16 protein-coding genes are annotated in these 16436 nt (G+C 73.3%); 3 read left to right on the forward strand and 13 right to left on the reverse strand.

The window, feature by feature from the left end:
• Positions 1-29: 29 nt before the first annotated feature.
• From FHU33_RS12565 to merA, 8 genes are all read right to left on the reverse strand, one after another.
• Positions 30-764, reverse strand: coding sequence for a ZIP family metal transporter (locus FHU33_RS12565; RefSeq protein WP_142025656.1), 735 nt, complete (start codon positions 762-764; stop codon positions 30-32).
• The gene (locus FHU33_RS12570) at positions 761-1414 is read right to left on the reverse strand and encodes a cation diffusion facilitator family transporter (protein ID WP_246063554.1); all 654 of its coding nucleotides are present in this window, start codon (positions 1412-1414) and stop codon (positions 761-763) included. Before FHU33_RS12570 ends, FHU33_RS12565 begins: the two co-directional genes overlap by 4 nt.
• Before the next feature lie 148 nt (positions 1415-1562).
• Positions 1563-2336 carry a cation diffusion facilitator family transporter gene (locus tag FHU33_RS12575; RefSeq protein ID WP_142025658.1) on the reverse strand — a complete coding sequence of 258 codons (774 nt, stop codon included), beginning with the start codon at positions 2334-2336 and terminating at the stop codon, positions 1563-1565.
• Positions 2333-2713: an ArsR/SmtB family transcription factor gene (locus tag FHU33_RS12580; RefSeq protein ID WP_142025659.1), complete on the reverse strand. Its 381-nt coding sequence runs from the start codon at positions 2711-2713 to the stop codon at positions 2333-2335. Before FHU33_RS12580 ends, FHU33_RS12575 begins: the two co-directional genes overlap by 4 nt.
• Positions 2714-2964: 251 nt before the next feature.
• Complete coding sequence (locus FHU33_RS12585) at positions 2965-3933, reverse strand: MFS transporter (RefSeq protein ID WP_246063556.1); 969 nt, start codon at positions 3931-3933, stop codon at positions 2965-2967.
• 109 nt (positions 3934-4042) lie between these two features.
• A complete protein-coding gene (locus tag FHU33_RS25845) occupies positions 4043-4192 on the reverse strand; it encodes a hypothetical protein (protein WP_246063558.1) in 150 nt (49 codons plus the stop codon).
• Between the two features lie 152 nt (positions 4193-4344).
• Positions 4345-5694, reverse strand: coding sequence for a dihydrolipoyl dehydrogenase family protein (locus FHU33_RS12590; RefSeq protein ID WP_142025660.1), 1350 nt, complete (start codon positions 5692-5694; stop codon positions 4345-4347).
• Positions 5695-5749: 55 nt separating this feature from the next.
• Positions 5750-7141, reverse strand: a complete 1392-nt coding sequence (gene merA / locus FHU33_RS12595) for a mercury(II) reductase (RefSeq protein ID WP_142025661.1) — start codon at positions 7139-7141, stop codon at positions 5750-5752.
• Positions 7142-7231: 90 nt separating this feature from the next.
• Here merA and FHU33_RS12600 point away from each other — a divergent pair, with 90 nt between their 5' ends.
• The gene (locus tag FHU33_RS12600) at positions 7232-7621 is read left to right on the forward strand and encodes a heavy metal-responsive transcriptional regulator (protein ID WP_142025662.1); all 390 of its coding nucleotides are present in this window, start codon (positions 7232-7234) and stop codon (positions 7619-7621) included.
• Between the two features lie 520 nt (positions 7622-8141).
• Here the strand turns inward: FHU33_RS12600 and FHU33_RS12605 are convergent.
• Entirely contained in the window at positions 8142-9212 is a 1071-nt protein-coding gene (locus tag FHU33_RS12605; RefSeq protein WP_142025663.1) for a glycosyltransferase family 4 protein, read from the reverse strand.
• The gene (locus tag FHU33_RS12610) at positions 9209-10279 is read right to left on the reverse strand and encodes a glycosyltransferase family 9 protein (RefSeq protein WP_246063560.1); all 1071 of its coding nucleotides are present in this window, start codon (positions 10277-10279) and stop codon (positions 9209-9211) included. The genes FHU33_RS12605 and FHU33_RS12610 overlap by 4 nt, the downstream gene beginning before the upstream one ends.
• A gap of 73 nt (positions 10280-10352) precedes the next feature.
• Between FHU33_RS12610 and FHU33_RS12615 the strand changes: the two genes are divergently transcribed.
• Both FHU33_RS12615 and FHU33_RS12620 read left to right on the forward strand, forming a co-directional pair.
• A complete protein-coding gene (locus tag FHU33_RS12615; RefSeq protein WP_142025664.1) occupies positions 10353-11621 on the forward strand; it encodes a glycosyltransferase family 4 protein in 1269 nt (422 codons plus the stop codon).
• Positions 11622-11640: 19 nt separating this feature from the next.
• Positions 11641-13428 carry a glycosyltransferase gene (locus FHU33_RS12620; protein ID WP_246063562.1) on the forward strand — a complete coding sequence of 596 codons (1788 nt, stop codon included), beginning with the start codon at positions 11641-11643 and terminating at the stop codon, positions 13426-13428.
• Positions 13429-13620: 192 nt separating this feature from the next.
• Here FHU33_RS12620 and FHU33_RS12625 read toward each other — a convergent pair whose 3' ends face one another.
• From FHU33_RS12625 to FHU33_RS12635, 3 genes are read right to left on the reverse strand one after another with little or no spacing between them, the layout of a single operon-like run.
• Positions 13621-14724 carry a zinc-dependent alcohol dehydrogenase gene (locus tag FHU33_RS12625; protein ID WP_142025666.1) on the reverse strand — a complete coding sequence of 368 codons (1104 nt, stop codon included), beginning with the start codon at positions 14722-14724 and terminating at the stop codon, positions 13621-13623.
• Positions 14717-15736, reverse strand: coding sequence for a Gfo/Idh/MocA family protein (locus FHU33_RS12630; RefSeq protein WP_142025667.1), 1020 nt, complete (start codon positions 15734-15736; stop codon positions 14717-14719). Before FHU33_RS12630 ends, FHU33_RS12625 begins: the two co-directional genes overlap by 8 nt.
• Entirely contained in the window at positions 15733-16233 is a 501-nt protein-coding gene (locus FHU33_RS12635; RefSeq protein WP_142025668.1) for a hypothetical protein, read from the reverse strand. The genes FHU33_RS12630 and FHU33_RS12635 overlap by 4 nt, the downstream gene beginning before the upstream one ends.
• Positions 16234-16436 lie beyond the last annotated feature (203 nt).

Consider the following 16436-nt stretch of genomic DNA (forward strand, 5'->3'; position numbering starts at 1 on the left):
GGACCACCGCCCGATCAAAGCGTCGCCGCTTACGCCCCCACGTAGACGGAGATGGCGCCGAAGACGGCGAATCCGGCGGTGAGGAAGATGGGCCCCAGCCGTGAAGTCTCACCTTCGTGCGCCTCTCCGATCATCTCCTCGACCACGACAGCCGTGAGCGCGCCACCGGTAAGCGCGAGCACCGACAAGGTGACGATCTCGGGGGCGTCCCGGAGGGCGAAGTAGCCGAGCGTGGCGCCGAGGAAGATCGGGACGGCGAAGCCTGCCGCGAGCAGCACCCGCCGACCGCGGCTGATGCCGGCCCTGCGCATCGTCGCGATGGCCGCAAAGCCCTCCGGGACATCGGCGGGGACCTGCCCAAGGGCAAGGAGAAGGCCCAGAGCTGGGTTGAGGACCGTGCCGGTGCCGATCATGACGCCGTCACTGAACAGGTCCAACGAGACGCCGGAGAAGATCCCCAGTGCGCTCCCCTGCTTCTCGCCCCCGCCCATCCTCGCCTGGACATAGCCGATGGCTCGGTCGAGGCCGATGAAGGCAGCGCCTCCCCCCACGAACGCCAACAAGGGGACCCACGGGAGACCTGCCGCCAGAGCCTCGGGCATCAGCTCGAGGCCCACGACGGCGAGCACGATGCCGGCCGCGAGGTGCAGCGCGAGGCTGAGCGTGCGTTCGGAGACGCGAAACGACTCGGCGAGCACTCCCCCGGCGAAGTTTCCGGCCGCGGGCAGAGCCGCGAGGCCCAGGACGAGCAGGTATCCGCTCACGTCTCGTCCTCGTCGTCCTCGACCAGCTCGCCTTCCCAGGCTTCACGGCCCTCGTGGACGGCGAAAGATGCGATCACGAAGCCGGCCACCGGGTCGAGCCACGGCCATCCGACCACGGCGTAGAGGCCGAGGCCGAGCAGGGTGGAGATGCTCAGCAGCACGCAGATCCGGGTCTCGGCGGCGTCAGCAAGGATGAGCGGGTCCCGCAGCCGCTCGCCGACGTGGCGCTTGGCGCGAGCCAGGAGGGGCATGACGACGATGGAGGCGGCGAGCAGCACGAGGGCGACAACCGACGTGTCGGGGTTGTCCCCGCCCACGAGGCTGCGGATGCCCTCGAACGTCACGTAGGCGGCCAGCACGAAGAAGGTGACGGCCACTGCCTTGAGGGTGCGGCGCTCCTTGGCCTCGTCGGCCTCGCCATGGCGCAGGCGCGCAGCCAGGCGCAGGCCGACCAGTACCGCTGCCACCGACTCGATACCGGAGTCGAACCCGAAGCCGATCATCGAAACGAGACCGGCGAGGATGCCGACCGTGACGGCGATGGCGCCCTCGACGACGTTGTAGGCGACGGTGAACTGTGCCAGGCGCAACCCTCGCCTGGTGAGCCGTTCGATCTGGACCGGGCTCAGGGTGGCATTCGTGTCGCTCACCGGACCGGTCCTCCGTGATGCAGCCATGGCGACCGGAGGCATGCATGCGGCTGCACAGAGAGCCATCGCCGTTCGGTGCTCGTTCCGGTGCCGGACGTGGCGCGTGCTCCGTGGTCGGTCCGGGCGGCCGCAGGCCTGAGCGGGCCGATCACCGGGCCTGTTCCCGGATCGTGATCTGAAGGGTCCCGGACGCCGGCGCGGCGCTGGGCACGCAGCAGGCGTCGGTGCACCCATCGGCGCAGCCGCACGTCGAACGTGCGTCGTCGGGGGTCCCACCGGGACGGGCAGGGGCACAGCAGCCCTCGCCGCGCCAGGCTTCAAGGCCCTCCTTGACCGCGACGGCAGCGATGACCAGCCCGGCGACCGGGTCGGCCCAGCCCCAGCCGAGCGTGGCGTTGAGGATCAGCCCCACGAGCAGTACCGCGGACAGGTAGGTGCACAGCAGCGTCTGGGTTCCGTCGGCGACGACGGCATTCGATCCGAGCGCGCGGCCGGTGCGCCGTTGTGCCCAGGACAGGAAGGGCATGACGATCAGCGAGGCGATCGCGAGGCCGATCCCGACCATCGACGACTTCGGTTCGGTGCCGGAGACGAGGGCGCGGACGGACTCGAAGGTGACGTAGCCGGCCAGGGCGAAGAACGACAGCGCCATCAACCGCAGCGCTGTCCGCTCCCGGCTTTCAGGTAGCCGGTGGCGGAACTGCCACAGGATGATCAGGCCGCTGGAGACCTCGACGATCGAATCGAGGCCGAAGCCGATCAGCGCCACCGAGCCGGCGGCGACCCCTGCGGTGATGGCGATGACCGCTTCGACGACGTTGTAGCTGACCGACGCGCCGGCCAAGAGCTGCGCCCGGCGACCGAGCCGGCGGCGCGTCTCCGCGGAGACCTCACGGTGGCCGTGGGCGGGAACAGCGCTCATCGGCTCGCTTCCTCGCCGTAGGCCGGACAGAGGGCCACGGCATCGCCGGTCGTGGCGAGCAGCCGCTCGGCGGCGGCGAGCACATCCAGCAGTTCTGCCCCGGTCGCCAGTGACCACATCGACGCCCGCCCCTGCGGCCGGGAGGTCACCAACCCGCAGTCCCGCAGGCAGGCGAGGTGCGCGGAGACTGTCGACTGCGCCAACCCGAGGTGGGCGGTCAGCTCGACGACCTTGTGCTCACCTAGCGCGAGGTGCCGGAGGATGGCGAGCCGCGTGGGATCGCCCAGGCTGCGGAACATGCACGCCGCCGCGGACAGTGCGGCGGCTTCGTTGACCCCCGCCTCCGCGGCGCTGTCCATCATCGAGTTCATCGCCATGCGGCGATGATAGCCAATATCACCGGCGGCAACCGGGCGACCAAGGAATCGAGTCTCGCTCACGCAAGGCCACCCCGTGGGCTGCGGTGACGCCTGTCCGGTCGTCTTCCCGGGCAAGCGCAACCTCGCTGCGTCCTGACGGACCAGGCTGGCAAGGGGGTCGAGTCGGTGAGCCATCCGCGACCAGATCGAAGCCCGCGTCCGCGGGCTGCTCACCGGGATGCAGGTGTGCATGCGCCCCAGCCACTGAGCTACGCATCGGCGGACGGTGCGGGTGTGCGGCTGGCGGCGAAGCCGACAGCGGCGGCCAGCAACAGCAGCATGCCCCCGAGGTAGTAGACGGCGCGGATGCCCACGGTGTCGGCGAGCAGCCCGCCGACGCCGAGGCTGGCCAGGCGCCCGCTCTGCCAGAGCAGGTCCATCAGGGCGAAGACCCGCCCGCGCGTGCGGTCGGTGACGTGCGACTGCAGCAGGCTGTTGAAGGTGACAGCGCCGGTGGAGGTTCCGACGCCGTACATGGCGAGGGCGGCGGCGGCGACCGGCAGCGAGCGGACCGAGGCCAGCACCAGGTCGACAACGCCCCGCAGCACATACGAGCCGAACACGTACAGCGGGCGGCGCGGATCGGGGATCAGCCGCAGCAGCAAAGTGGGACCCAGAGCGGCGCCCACGCCGATCGCGCCGACCAGGATCCCGTAGGCGTCCGCCGGCGCGCCCAGGTGCTCGGCGGCCAGCACCACCAGCAACGCACTGGTCGCGCCGGCCGACAGCGCGGCCAGCAGCTGTCCGATGGCCAGCGCGCGCAGCAACCGGTCCCGGCCGACCAGCGCCACACCCTCGCGGGCGTCGGCGAGCAGCCGGCGGCGGCCGACCTCGCCCGGCGGCTCGACCAGCCGCAGGCCACGCAGCGCCAGCGCCGAGACGAGGAAGCTCGCGGCGTTGAGGCCGAACGCCCAGCCGGGACCGACCAGTGCGACCAGGCCTCCAGCCAGCGGCGCGAGGACGACCTGTGACAGCACCGCCGCCGTCCAGACGGCGCTGTTGGCCGCGACGATCTCCCGGTCGGCCACGACCGAGGACAGCACGCTGTGGGCGGCCGGGTTGAAGAGCGCCGCACCGGCCGACAGGCCGAACGCGACCGCGTAGATGCCCAGCGGGTCGTCGTGCCAGACCACCAGCACGCCGGCCAGGGCGGCACGGAGTACGTCGGCGGCAACCATCCCCTGGACGCGGGCAGCCGGTCGACGACCACGCCGGCGAACGGGGCGATGAGCAGCACCGGGATGATCTCGGCGACGACGACGCCCGCCACGCCCAGCCCCGAGCCGGTCAGCCGGTCAGCCGGTAGATCAGGATGGCCAGCGCAACGAAACCGAAGATGTCACCCCACTGACTGACGGTGCGCGCCACCCACAGCCGCCGGAAAGCGGACTGCGCCAGCACCGCGCGCATCCCCGGCCGCCGTCGAGCCTCCGCCACGACCCGCCCGCCTCTCGCCGTCCCCGTCGTTCAGCCGTATCCGGACCACCTGTCCCGGGCCGGTCCTGCTGGCACGTGGCCAGCTCGCAGAGCCCCCGCACGGCAGTTCTGTCACACGCCGCGAGGCCCGTGCAGCCGAGCAACCGCCGGGCCTACAGGTCCAGCGCCTCGAGCGCGGTCAGGTATCCCTCGGTGTAGGTGGGGAACTGTGCGACCTGGTCGAGCAGGGTGTCGATGCCGATGCCGGCGCGGATGGCCAGGGACGCCTGGTGGATCCACTCCCCCGCCTGCGGGGCGACCGCCCAGGCGCCCAGCAGCACCCGGCGGTCCGGATCGGCGAGCAAGCCCAGGTGGCCGCGGGGATCCCGCTCGTAGGTCCACGGCCGGGCGATGGCCTGCGCGAGGTCGACCTCGGCGCTCACCGTCGTCAGTCCCTGCTCGTGGGCCTGGCCCTCGGTGAGCCCGGCGGCGGCGATCTCCGGATCGGCGAAGACGACGCGCGGGATGCCGTCGTACCGGGCGGCGCGAGGCCGGCCGAGAATGGCGTCGGCGACGATGCGGCCCTGGTACTTGGCGACGTGGGTGAACGGCAGGACGCCGGTGACGTCGCCGAGAGCCCACACACCCTCGGCGGCACGGCAGTGCTCGTCCACCACGATTCCACCGGACTCGGCGATCTGGACTCCGGCGTCCTCGAGGCCGAACCCCTCGGTACGAGGGATACGGCCGGTGGCGACGATGACCACGTCGCCGCGGACGGAGCTGCCGTCGGCGAGGTCGAGCACAGAGTCGGCACCGTCCCGGCGCGCCTGCACCGGCTCGTTACCCGTGCGGACGTCGACGCCGGCTGCCCGCAGGTGAGCCTCGGTCAGCTCCCCGACGCGCGCATCCTCGCGGCTCATCAGCCGGTCGCCGCGCTGCAGGAGCGTGACCTGGACACCGAAGCGGACGAGGAACTGCGCCGTCTCCACACCGACGGCGCTGCCGCCCACGATCAGAGCCCGGCCGGGCAGGTCCGCGGCGGTGTAGGTCTCGCGGTTGGTCCACACGGTGACCTGGCCGAGGCCGTCGATCGGTGGGACGCGCGACTCCGAGCCGGTGGCGATGATGACGTGATCGGCGGTGAGCTCCCGGCCGTCCACGGTGACCCGTCCCGGACCGCTGATCCGGGCATCGCCCTTCAGCACCAGCGCGCCAGCGTCCCGGTAGCCGCTGACCTGGCCGGCGTCGTCGAGGTGGCGGGCCATGTAGTCGCGATAGTCACGCGCGGTGGGCCAGTCCAGCCGCGCGCCCTCGGCGCCCGGAGCGCGATCGACCCCGCCGGCAGCTTCTGGGGACCGCAGCACGGTCTTGGACGGGATGCAGGCCCAGTAGGCGCATTCTCCCCCGATCAACTCACGTTCGATCACCGCGACCCGCCGTCCGCCGGACAGCAACCGACTTGCGGCGACCTCACCGCCCGGGCCCATGCCGATCACGGCGACGTCCACGTGCTCTGTCATCGCTCTTCCCCTCGTCGATGTGCGTGAACGGGCGGTCCTGCGGATGCGCTGGTACTCAGGCGCAGCAGGAGGTCGGCATCTGGTTGCGGAAGAGTCCGGCCGCGATGCGCAGGCCCTCCGCCATCGTCAGGTAGGGCGCCCATGTGTCGGCCACGTCGTCGACAGTCATCCGGGCCTTGATGGCGTAAGTAGCGGCGAGCATCATCTCGCCGGCCCCCTCGCCCAGGGCGTGCACACCCAGCACCCGGCCGGAGTCGGCATCGGCGACCACCTTCACCCCGCCGCGGGTGTCTCGGTTGACCAGCGCCCTCGGGACGTCGGTCAGTCCCAGCACCCGGCATTCGCAGCGGTGCCCGGCCGCGAGCGCCTCCGCCTCGGTCAAGCCGGCGGAGGCCAGCTGAGGACGCGTGAAGACGACGGCAGGCAGACCGGTGTAGTCGACGCGGGCCGGCTCGGTGCCGCCGCCGGCGCCCAGTGCGTTCAGTGCCGCTACCCGGCCGCCCGCGGCGGCGACGTAGACGTACTGCGGTGCGCCGCACACGTCCCCGGCCGCGAAGATCCGCGGGTTGCTGGTGCGCTGCTGGTCGTCGGTGACGACGAAGCCGCGAGCGTCGGTGCGCACCCCGGCGGCTTCGAGCGCCAGACCATCGGTCTGCGCCCGCCGGCCGGTCGCGACGAGCAACCGTTGCCCACTCACCTGCCGGCCCGATGCGGTCGTCACGGTCGCGCCATCACCGGTGCCCCTCACCGTGTCGGCGCGCTCCTCGACGACGGTGATCCCGTCGTCGGCGAAGATCTGGCACAACTCCTCGGTGAGTTCGGGCTCTGCGTGCGGAGCCAGGCGGCCGACGACGGTCACGTCCGCGCCCAGGTGGGCGAACAGTTGCGCCTGCTCCATTCCCACGTAGCCACCCCCGATCACGACCAGCGACTCGGGTACCGCAGTCAGCTCCATGGCGGTGGTGGAGGTCAGGTGCTGCAGCTGGTCCAACCCCGGCAGCGCCGGCACGTCCGGTACAGCACCGGTCGCGACCACGTAGGCCCCAGCGCGCAGCGGGACGCCGTCGATCTCCACGGTGTCCCTGTCGCGGAAACGTGTCTCCCCCTGCCGGACGGGAAAGCCGTAGGCGTCTGCAACGTCGGCGTACTTGGCCTGGCGCATTCCGGCGATCAGGCCGTCCTTCTGGGCGACCAGGGCCGCCAGGTCCACCCCGTCGGCGGACAGGGCCACCCCTGTGTACGGGTTGGTCATCGCGGCGTGCCGGAGACCGGCCGCGGCCAGCAGCGTCTTCGATGGCACGCATCCTACGTTGACGCACGTGCCTCCCAGGGTGCCTCGCTCGACGAGCACGACCTGCGCCCCGGCCTGTCGCGCGGCGATCGCCGCGGCCATCGCCGCGCCTCCGGAACCGATCACCGCCAGATCGACGTCCTGGTCGATGGCCATCGCACGCTCCCTCGGTTTGCCGGTCGGCCGTCCACGCCCAAGGCTGGACCTTCCAGTGCAGGGAAAGGTCAAGCCGGAAGGGGAACCGACGTGCGGATCGGCGAGCTGGCGGCGACCACCGGCACCACCACCAAGACGTTGCGCTTCTACGAGGCCGCCGGGCTGCTCCCACCCCCGCAGCGCACCTCCGCCGGCTACCGCACCTACGACCCGGCCGTCACCGAGCGGCTGGACTTCATCCAGCGCAGCCAACGCGCTGGTCTCACCCTGGCCCAGATCCGTGAGGTACTGGCGATCCGCGACGGCGGCAATGCGCCCTGCTCCCACGTGCAGCATCTGCTGGGCGATCGGCTGGCCGACCTCGACCGCCAGCTCGCCGACCTCACGGCGCTACGCGCCACCGTCGCCGCCCTGCTCGACCAGGCCGACACGGTCGCACCCGACGCCTGCCCGCCCGCCACTGTCTGCCGCTACCTCTGATCACTGATCCGGCTCAGCGGCCCGCGCAGGACTCCCGTGGCCTCAATTGCTGAGCCCCGCTGTCTTTTCGACGGCGGGGCTCAGTTCTTAGTGCTGCCAGATTCAGTCGGCATCACTGCGTCCGGCTCAACACGGAGGACGCCGCTGTCGCACATTCTGTGGATGGAGCGCTGGATGACATCGAGCGACTCTTGCTGCGCGAGGACCGGGCCTGACGCGTGAGTGCCGCCACCACGCGGTGGCACTGCCGGGCCAGCTCCTTCAGCTGGTCGCCCTCCAGGCTGCGCTGGACTCCCCGGAGGGCGCCGCCAAGTTCCCCGAGGCGGCTCATCTCCTCCCGGTTCCCGCCGGGTCAGCGTGTCGAGCACCCAGGCCGCGGTCGAGTGTTTCCGCAGCTTCCCGATCTCCCGCGCCAGCTGGCGGTCGCCGTCGGCACCTGCCTCCTTCCGGCGGCCCGTGCGGGTGTCGATGAACTCCTCCGGTGGCACGCCGTACAGGTCCTCGGCGACGTCGGAGAGCCTCACGGCGAACCCTCGGGTCCCCTACGCCGCGCGCGCTCGAGGACGGCGAAGGTCCGCTCGGCCATCAGGCCGGCGTCCATCTCCTGGACCGCGCGCCGGCGGGCCCGGACGCCCAGCCCCGCACGGCGAGCGGGATCGGACAACACGGCGGTGAGCGCCACGGACAGCGCCGTCACGTCACCAGGCGGGACGACCAGGGCGTCCTCCCCCACGGCCACGGCCACGTCGCCCACGTCGGTCGCCACACACGGCAGGCCCTCGGCCATCGCCTCGAGCAGCACCAGAGGCAGCGCTTCATGGCGTGAGGACAGGCAGAACACGTCGAGGCCGGCGAGGAACGCCCGGACGTCCGTCACGAAGCCGCAGAAGGTCACCGGCAGCCCCGCCGCCATGGCGCGCAGCGCGGCCTCGTCCCGACCGGCACCCCCGATGACCACCTCCACCGGCCTCCCGTCCGCGACCAACGACCCGACCGCATCGATCAGGACGTCGAAGCCCTTCTGCCCGGTCAGCCGGCCGAGCGCCCCGACCCGGGGCACCGAGCGGCCGGCCGGTCCGCTGGGGACGGCGGGGACGGCGACACCGTTGGGGACGACGTGCGCCCGCTCCCCCGACACGCCCAGCTCGGACGTCACCTGCCGGCGGCCCTCGGCCGAGGGGCTCACCACGGCCGCCAGACGCCGGTACAGCGCCGCGAGCGCGTTCCGTCGCTCCCCGGACCCGGTGTCCCCGGCCAGGTGGAGGACCCCCACGGTCGGCGCGACCGCGAGCCCGGCGGCGAGGGCGGCCGCGTTGGAGGGCGGGTCCACGAGGTTGACCGCCACGACGTCCGGATGCCGCGCGGCGACGGCGGAGCGGATCGCCGGGGCCTCGGGCCGGCGCCGGGCCAGCGGCACGACCGTGAGCCGGTCCGTGGGAACCATCGCGGCGAAGCGTTCGGCCACGGGCTCGGCGCAGACAAGTGAGGCCGCCCACTCGTTGTCCTCCGCCCGCTCCATCAGGTGGGTCAGGTACACCTCGGCACCGCCCCAGGCGTCGCTGTCGGCCACGAAGGCGACCCGGGGGCTCACCAGGCGCCCTGGCCGAGCAGGTCGCGGGCTGCCGCGAGCACCTCCCCGGGGCGGACCGAGGCCGCGCACCGGAAGTCGATCGGGCAGACCAGATGGGGGCAGGGCGCGCACTCCACGTCGGCGGCCACCGTCCGGTGCCGCGGGCCGGGATGCGCCCAGCGGACCGGATCGCCGGGCAGGAAGACCGTCACGGTGAACGCCCCCACGGCCGCGGCCAGGTGGGCGGAACCGGTGTCGTTACCGACGAGCACCGCGCAGTCCCGGAGGAGCGCGGCCAGGCCGCCGAGGCTGGTCGCCCCTGTGAGGTCGGTGGCCGGCGCGCCCATCCGCGACTGCACCGCGGCGCTGATCGGCCGCTCCCCCGCCACCCCGGTCAGCACGACGTCCCACCCGACGGCGGCCAGCGCGTCGCCGACCGCCGCATAGCACTCGGCCGGCCACCGCCGGGTCGGGGACGAGGCGCCCGGATGCAGCACCACGTACCGGCCGGGGACCAGACCGGTGTTCCCGAGCGTGGTGGCGTGCTCGGCGTCGTCCGCCTCCGAGATGGGGAAGCTCATCCGCGCCGGAGGCCCCGAAGGCACGCCGAGCTGTTCGAACAGCCGCAGATGACGATCGGTCTCGTGCAGGTGCGCCGGGTACCGCAGGTAGAGCGGCGCGGTGTCGGCGGGAGGGTCCCATCCGGTGGGGGCGAAGCCGCCGACCAGACGCGCGCCGAGGGCCGCGGTCACGCGGTTGGCGGCCGGCCGGTCCCCGTAGACCTGCAGAGCCAGGTCGAACCGCCGTTCTGCCGCAGCGCACATGAAGGATGCCCAGCCGTCGGGGTCCGGCGTCCGTTCGGGGATGCCCTCGGCACCGGGGAAGGGCAGGAGCTCGTCGACCATGCGCCCCATCCGGTCGACGATCGGGGCCGTTTCCGGCCAGGTGATGAGGCTGACGTGCACGTCCGGTCGGGCCGAGCGCAGCCGACCGAGCGCCGGCATGGAACAGAGCAGATCACCCAGCCCCACCCGCAGGCGGACCAGCGCCACCCGCCGGACGGACCGGTCGGCGAACGGGGCACGCACGGCGGGATCCTGCCCGCCCGCCCGAGCGGGCAATCCCGTGCTTCACTGCAGGTCGCCGAACAGGGAGGCGCGGATGCCGGGTTCCATCGACACCGTCGTCGAGCGTCACGTACTCCGGCTGTGCAGCGTGTTCGAGCCGTCGACGGGCACGGAACAGGGGGCGGCCGGCCATCCCGGTGAGCTGGATCCCCGGGCCACCCGGTTCGACCCGATCGGCGGCATGCAGAACCACACCGCCGCCCTCACCCGCGCCCTGGACACGCAGGCCGTCCAACAGACGGTGGTCACCTCCCGACTCGCCGCGCCGCGGTCGGTCACCCGGCTCGGGCAGTCGGCGCAGGTCCACCGGAGGGGCCTGCCCATCCCGGGCCTGCGTCAGCTGTGGGCTCTGACCGCCCTGGCGCACGTGCTCCGCCGTCCGCCCGCCGGCGCCGTCCGGCCGGTCGATCTGGTGCACGCCCACCAGGGAGAGGACATCGCGACGCTGCTGCTGGCGCGGCTGGCCGCGCGCCGGCACCGCGCCCGGCTGGTCGTCACCGTGCACTGCAGCGTGGGCCACACCCTGCGCGGCGGCACGCTCCGGGTCCGGCTGCTGCGTTCGCTGGGCGGCGTCGTGGAGCGGAGCACGCTCCACCGGGCCGACGCGGTGATCGTGCTGACCCAGCGGACCGCAGCTGCCCTGCGGTCCGACGGCGTCGACGCGGACCGGATCCACACGATCCCGTCCGGCTTCGAGCCGTCCCTGTTCACCGCGGCCGAGAACGACACGCGGCCGCCATCGGCGCGTCCCCGGATCGGCTACGTCGGGCGCCTGGCTCCGCAGAAGCGGGCCGACCTCCTGGTCCGCGCGTTCGGCCGGATGCGCCGGCGGGCCGAACTCGTGATCGTGGGCGACGGGCCCGACCGCCGGCGGGTCGCGCACCTGATCCGCGAGAGCCCGGCCGCCGACCGGATCACGATGACCGGGTTCGTCGAGCACTCCGCCGTCCCGGGGGTGCTGTCCTCCCTCGACGTGCTGGTGCTGCCCTCGGCCTACGAGGAGATGGGATCGGTCCTGGTGGAGGCCATGGCCGCCGGCCTGCCCGTGGTGGCGAGCGACGTCGGCGGCATCCCGGAGGTCGTGCGACACGGGGAGACCGGCCTGCTCGTCCCGCCAGGCGACGTGGACTGCCTGGCGGAGACGCTGGACCGGCTGGTGGCCGACCCCCAGCTCCGGGCCCGCCTCTCGGCCGGGGCGCGGGCCCGGGCGCGGGCCTACGCCTGGCCGGCGCTGGCCGCCCGCGTCACCGGCGTGTACGCGGCGGTCATGGAACCCGACGCGTCGTCCGTTCCCCTTGCGTGACCCCGCTCCCCGGGTCTCCGTGCTGGTCCCCGTCCACGACCAGTCCGCCTTCCTGCCCCGGGCCCTGGACAGCCTCCTCGGTCAGCAGGTCTGCGACTGGGAAGCCCTCGTCCTGGACGACGGCTCTCCCGACCCGGAGGCCGTGGCCGCCGTGGTCGCCGCGCTCGCGGACCCCCGGATCCGGCTCGTCGGCTGGCCGGACAACCGCGGGGTCGGTGCCACGCTCAACGCGGGACTGGACGGAACCGCCGCGCCGGTCGTCGCCCTGCTGCCCGCCGACGACGTCTGGCACTCCGACCACCTGTCCCGGGTCCTCGACTGCCTGAGCGACCCCGAGGTCGTGCTCGTCCGTTCCGGCCTGTCCGAGCCGGCGGGTACGCCCTACGCCCAGCTGGTCCAGGTGGCGCACCGCCGCACCGGGGACCGGTGGACGGAACGGGCCGAGCTGGAGACCGACGACCTGGAGCGGCTGTTCTGGGCACGGTTGGCGGCCCGCGGACGCACCGCGGACACCGGCCGGGTCACCTGTTCCTGGACCCGCCACCCCGCGCAGCGGTCCCGCGCCATCCGGGAGTCCTTCGACGGCGGCCTCAACGTCTTCCGCAGCCGGTACCGGGTCGCCGGGCCGCTGCGCTTCGCCTCCACCGACAGCGGAGAGGTCGACGAGGTGGCGCGATACGCCCGCTTCCGGGACGCCCGGTACCCGGCGGCACCGCACGGCCTCAACGTGCTCGTGGTCGGCGAGCTGGCGTTCAACCCGGAGCGGGTCCTCGCCCTGGCCGAGCGCGGCCACCGGCTCGGCGGCCTGTGGACGACCGACGGGCTGGGCGACGCCACCGTCGGGCCGTTGCCCTTCGGGCACGTCCCCGACCTGGCACGCGAGCGCTGGCCTGAGGCGGTACGCCGGCTGCGGCCGGACGTCGTCTGGGCGCAGCTCAACTGGCGAGCCGTCCCGCTCGCGCATGCGGTGCGGGCGGCCTTCCCCGAACTGCCCTTCGTCTGGCACTTCAAGGAGTCACCCCAGCGCAGCATCGTCCGCGGCGAGTGGCCGCTGCTCGCCGACCTCGTCACGCACGCCGACGCCTGCCTCCTGGCCACCGACGAGGAGCGGGACTGGTTCGCCGCGGCCCTGCGGGGACGGGTCGATCCCGCGCGGCTCGGCGTGCTCGACGGCGACCTACCGAAGCGGCAATGGCTGGACGCGCCGCTCGCCGACAAGCTCTCCGAGGCCGACGGTGAGGCGCACACGGTCGTCGTGGGCCGGCCGGCCGGCCTCGACGCTGCCTGGGTCCTCGACCTGGCCCGGCGCGGCATCCACACCCACCTCTACGGCCAGGTCCGGGCACCGGGCCCGAAGGGGTCATGGACCACCTGGCTCGACGAGGCGCTCACCGCCGCCCCCGACCACGTGCACCTGCACCCGCCGGTAGGCCCCGAGGACTGGGTCGGCGAGCTCTCCCGGTACGACGCCGGCTGGCTGCACCGCTTCGACAGCGACAACGGCGGCGAACTGCACCGAGCGGGCTGGGACGACCTCAACTCCCCCGCCCGGCTGCCCGTGCTGCTGGCCGCCGGGCTGCCACTCCTGCAGCAGGCCAACCCCGGATCGCTGGTCTCCGTCGAGCGGGTGCTGCGGACGGAGGGGACCGGGTTGTTCTACCGCTCGGCCGACGACGTACGGGCCGTCCTGGCCGGGGAGCTGGCCGACCGCCGCGGCGGCACGGCAGCCCTCGCCGTCCGGGAGCGGCACACCTTCGACGCCCACGCCGACCGGCTGGTCGAGCTCTTCCGGTCCGTGCTGCGCTGAGTCAGAGAGGGGCGGCTGTCGTTGTGACCTCTGGTCGCCCGGGGATGCGGACCGTGGGGTCGGCGCTTCGATGTCCCGCTGGGCGTGGACCGCACATCGGACGGGGCATCGCTGGCGGTTCGGTGTCCGGTCGCGCACGTGACTGGCAACCACTCGAGCGGCGGAGCCGACGAGTCGGACCCGCACGGCGGATCAGTCGGCGTCGAAGCGCAGCACCGCCTGGAGCGTGGCCCGCCGACGGGCGGCGAGGTCGGCCAGCAGCTGCGGGCCGTCGTCGAACGGCACGATGTCGGTGACGAGCTGGGTACGGATGTCCTGTCCCCGCTCGCGCAGCAGGTCGAGGGTGACGGCGGCCAGTGCCGCGCGCGGCCAGGTCCCGGCCATGCCGCGCGGCACGCGGCCGATCTGGGCGCAGACGACGCTCAGGCCGTTGTGGTGGAACTCCTCGCCCAGCCGGACCGCCTCGGCGCCCGCCTGGTAGAAGCCCAGGTCGACCACGGTGCCCTGCGGTCGCAGGGCCTTGAGGGCGGTGGCCAGGGAGACGTCGTGGCCCCGGCACTGCAGCACCACATCCGCGCCGACGTCCCCGGGACCGTGCCGCCACCGCTGCTTGACCTCGAGCCACGCCGCCCCGTCGGCGTCGTCGACGCTGTCCAGCCCCAGTGCCGCGGCGACGGCGCGGCGCTCCGGCGAGGGCTCGGCGACCAGCATGGCTGCCGCTCCGTGCCGGACTGCGAGCAGTGCGGACAGCAGGCCGATGACGCCGGCGCCGGTCACCAGGACGTGCCGGTCGCGGACGCCGGCGTCGACGGTCGCGCCGGGGCCGGCGAGGTTCGCGGCGGCGTGCAGCAGCCCGTTGACACAGATGGGACCCATCTGGGCCAGGTAGACGCCCAGCAGCGGATCGAGGTCGTCAGGCACCGGGACGACCGTCGTACGAGCGGGATCGGCGCACCGGCCGGTGCGGTGGCCGTAGGCCATGGCCACCAGGGAGCCTTCGGGCATGGAGCCGACGCGGCTCTCGGTGACCCGGCCGACCTCCATGTAGCCCAGCCCCCGGATGGGATAGCCGGCGGGCGGGCCGTTCCCGTCGAACGACCGCAGATCGGGATCCCAGCGCAGCTGGTGGTGCGGGTCGGTGCCGCGCACGAGCGCCACCTCCGTCCCCGCGCTGACGCCGCTCCACTCGGTTCGGACCCACGCCTGCCCGGGCCCGGGCTCGGATTCGACGTCGTCCAGCATCTCCGGCCGGCCCGGCGTGGCCACGCCGATGGACCGGACCGGTCGCTCACTCATGGAACGGCTCCGCCGCTGCCCTCGCGGCGGTGTCCAGCCGCACCGGGATCCCCTCGCGGGCGGAGCGATCGGCCGCGCAGGCCAGCGCGTGGGTGCGAAGCCCCTCCTCGTAGGGGACGCGGACGCGCGGGGCCTGTCCGAGCAGGACATCGAGGAACTCCCGGTCCTCGCGGGCGACCGGGTCCTGCTCCGACCGGACGAGCTGCTCCTCACCCGTGCCGCTGACCACCCGCAGCTCGTGGTCGGTCAGGCCCCGTTCGGAGACCTCGAGGGCCCGGCCTTCGGCCACCAGGTGCAGCCCGACGAGGTGCCGCCAGCCGAGGACGCGGGCCGACGAGATGCTTCCCACCGCGCCCGAGGTGAAGGCGAGCAGTGCCGTGGCGGCGGTCGGCACCTCACCGTCCCGCCCCGTCTCGGGAGTCACGGCGTGTTCGAGAGCCGAGACGCTGTCGACCTCGCCGACGAGCAGACGGGCCAGGTCGAAGATGTGCGTGGTCTGCTCGATGACCTGACCGTCCGACCCGGAGCGGAACGTCCACCACGGCACCCGCGGGGTCTTGTCCAGCCAGTAGCCGGAGACCAGCTGCGCCGGCGTCTCCCTCAGCATGTCCGCCGCCTGCTGCACCACCTCCAGGTGCCGCCAGTGGTAGCCGACCGCAGTGACCAGGCCGCAGGCGGCGACCTGCCGCGCCACGGTCCGGGCGGTATCCAGGGCCAGGGCGAGCGGCTTCTCCACGAAGAACGGCAGCCCTCGGGCGACGGCCGCCGTCTCCAGGGGGCCGTGCGCGAACGGGGGCACGCAGAGCCAGACGGCGTCGAGTTCCTCCTCCTCCAGCAGCGCGAGGCCGTCCGCGTACGGCCGGGCCCCGCATCGGATGGAGGCCGCCTCGGCGCGTTCGGGCACGGCGTCAGCGACCGCGACGACTTCGACGTCGTCGAAACCGGACAGGGCGCCGAGGTGCTGTCCGGCGATGAAGCCGGTGCCCACGCAGGCCACACGCAACCGGCTCATCCCCGCCTCACGACGGCGGCCAGCAGCTCTCGCTCGTAGACGTCGGCCGTCCGGGCGGCCGTCCGCTCCCGGGTGGACTCGGCCAGGTACCGGCGCCGGCCCGCGGCGCCTCGGCTGTGGCGGAGCCGGGGATCGGGGAACAGGGCCGCGATCGCGGCGCGCAGCGCGGCCGGATCCGCCGGCTGCACCAGGTACGGCAGGTGCCGGGTCTGCACCACGACCCGGCATCCGGCTAGGCGAGCGAGGCGGACCCCGTCCCGGTCCTCGGACCTCGTTCCGACGTGGCAGTGGAAGACGTCCGCCGGGTGGCCCGCGAGGAAGCCGCCGATCAACTCGGCGAACCGCGGATCGCGGGGCGACGGCAGCCGGAGCATCCGAGCTCCCAGCTCGGCCGCCCGATGCAGCATCCGTCGGCCACCGTCCGTCGGACGGACCATCACCGAGACGTCGGCCGCCCCGGAGTACTCGGTGATCAGGTCGAGCACGTGCACACGCATCCCCGACGGATCCGTCGAGGATGTGTGGAAGCAGATCGACCGCCGTCCGGGCACCGTTGCCCCCCACCGCCGCTGGCTTGACCCCGCCGTCTCCGGGGCTGGAGACGAGCTACCTCGGCACCGGCGACAGGAAACCCCCACCGGCTCCGTCGGCGCCCTCATCCCCTGGGAGCCGCGGCGGGGGTCTCCTGTGGATCGACCGC

This window comes from Blastococcus colisei (genome assembly GCF_006717095.1).
GTDB classification, from domain to species: Bacteria; Actinomycetota; Actinomycetes; order Mycobacteriales; family Geodermatophilaceae; genus Blastococcus_B; species Blastococcus_B colisei.

Bases quoted from the DNA above. Each gene is read 5' to 3' on its own strand.
- FHU33_RS12615 (WP_142025664.1), top strand. From the start codon at position 10,353: ATGCCGGGTTCCATCGACACCGTCGTCGAGCGTCACGTACTCCGGCTG.
- FHU33_RS12625 (WP_142025666.1), bottom strand. From the start codon at position 14,724: ATGAGTGAGCGACCGGTCCGGTCCATCGGCGTGGCCACGCCGGGCCGG.
- merA (WP_142025661.1), bottom strand. From the start codon at position 7,141: ATGGCCATCGACCAGGACGTCGATCTGGCGGTGATCGGTTCCGGAGGC.
- FHU33_RS12585 (WP_246063556.1), bottom strand. From the start codon at position 3,933: ATGGTTGCCGCCGACGTACTCCGTGCCGCCCTGGCCGGCGTGCTGGTG.
- FHU33_RS12630 (WP_142025667.1), bottom strand. From the start codon at position 15,736: ATGAGCCGGTTGCGTGTGGCCTGCGTGGGCACCGGCTTCATCGCCGGA.
- FHU33_RS12590 (WP_142025660.1), bottom strand. From the start codon at position 5,694: ATGACAGAGCACGTGGACGTCGCCGTGATCGGCATGGGCCCGGGCGGT.
- FHU33_RS12635 (WP_142025668.1), bottom strand. From the start codon at position 16,233: ATGCGTGTGCACGTGCTCGACCTGATCACCGAGTACTCCGGGGCGGCC.
- FHU33_RS12580 (WP_142025659.1), bottom strand. From the start codon at position 2,713: ATGGCGATGAACTCGATGATGGACAGCGCCGCGGAGGCGGGGGTCAAC.
- FHU33_RS12575 (WP_142025658.1), bottom strand. From the start codon at position 2,336: ATGAGCGCTGTTCCCGCCCACGGCCACCGTGAGGTCTCCGCGGAGACG.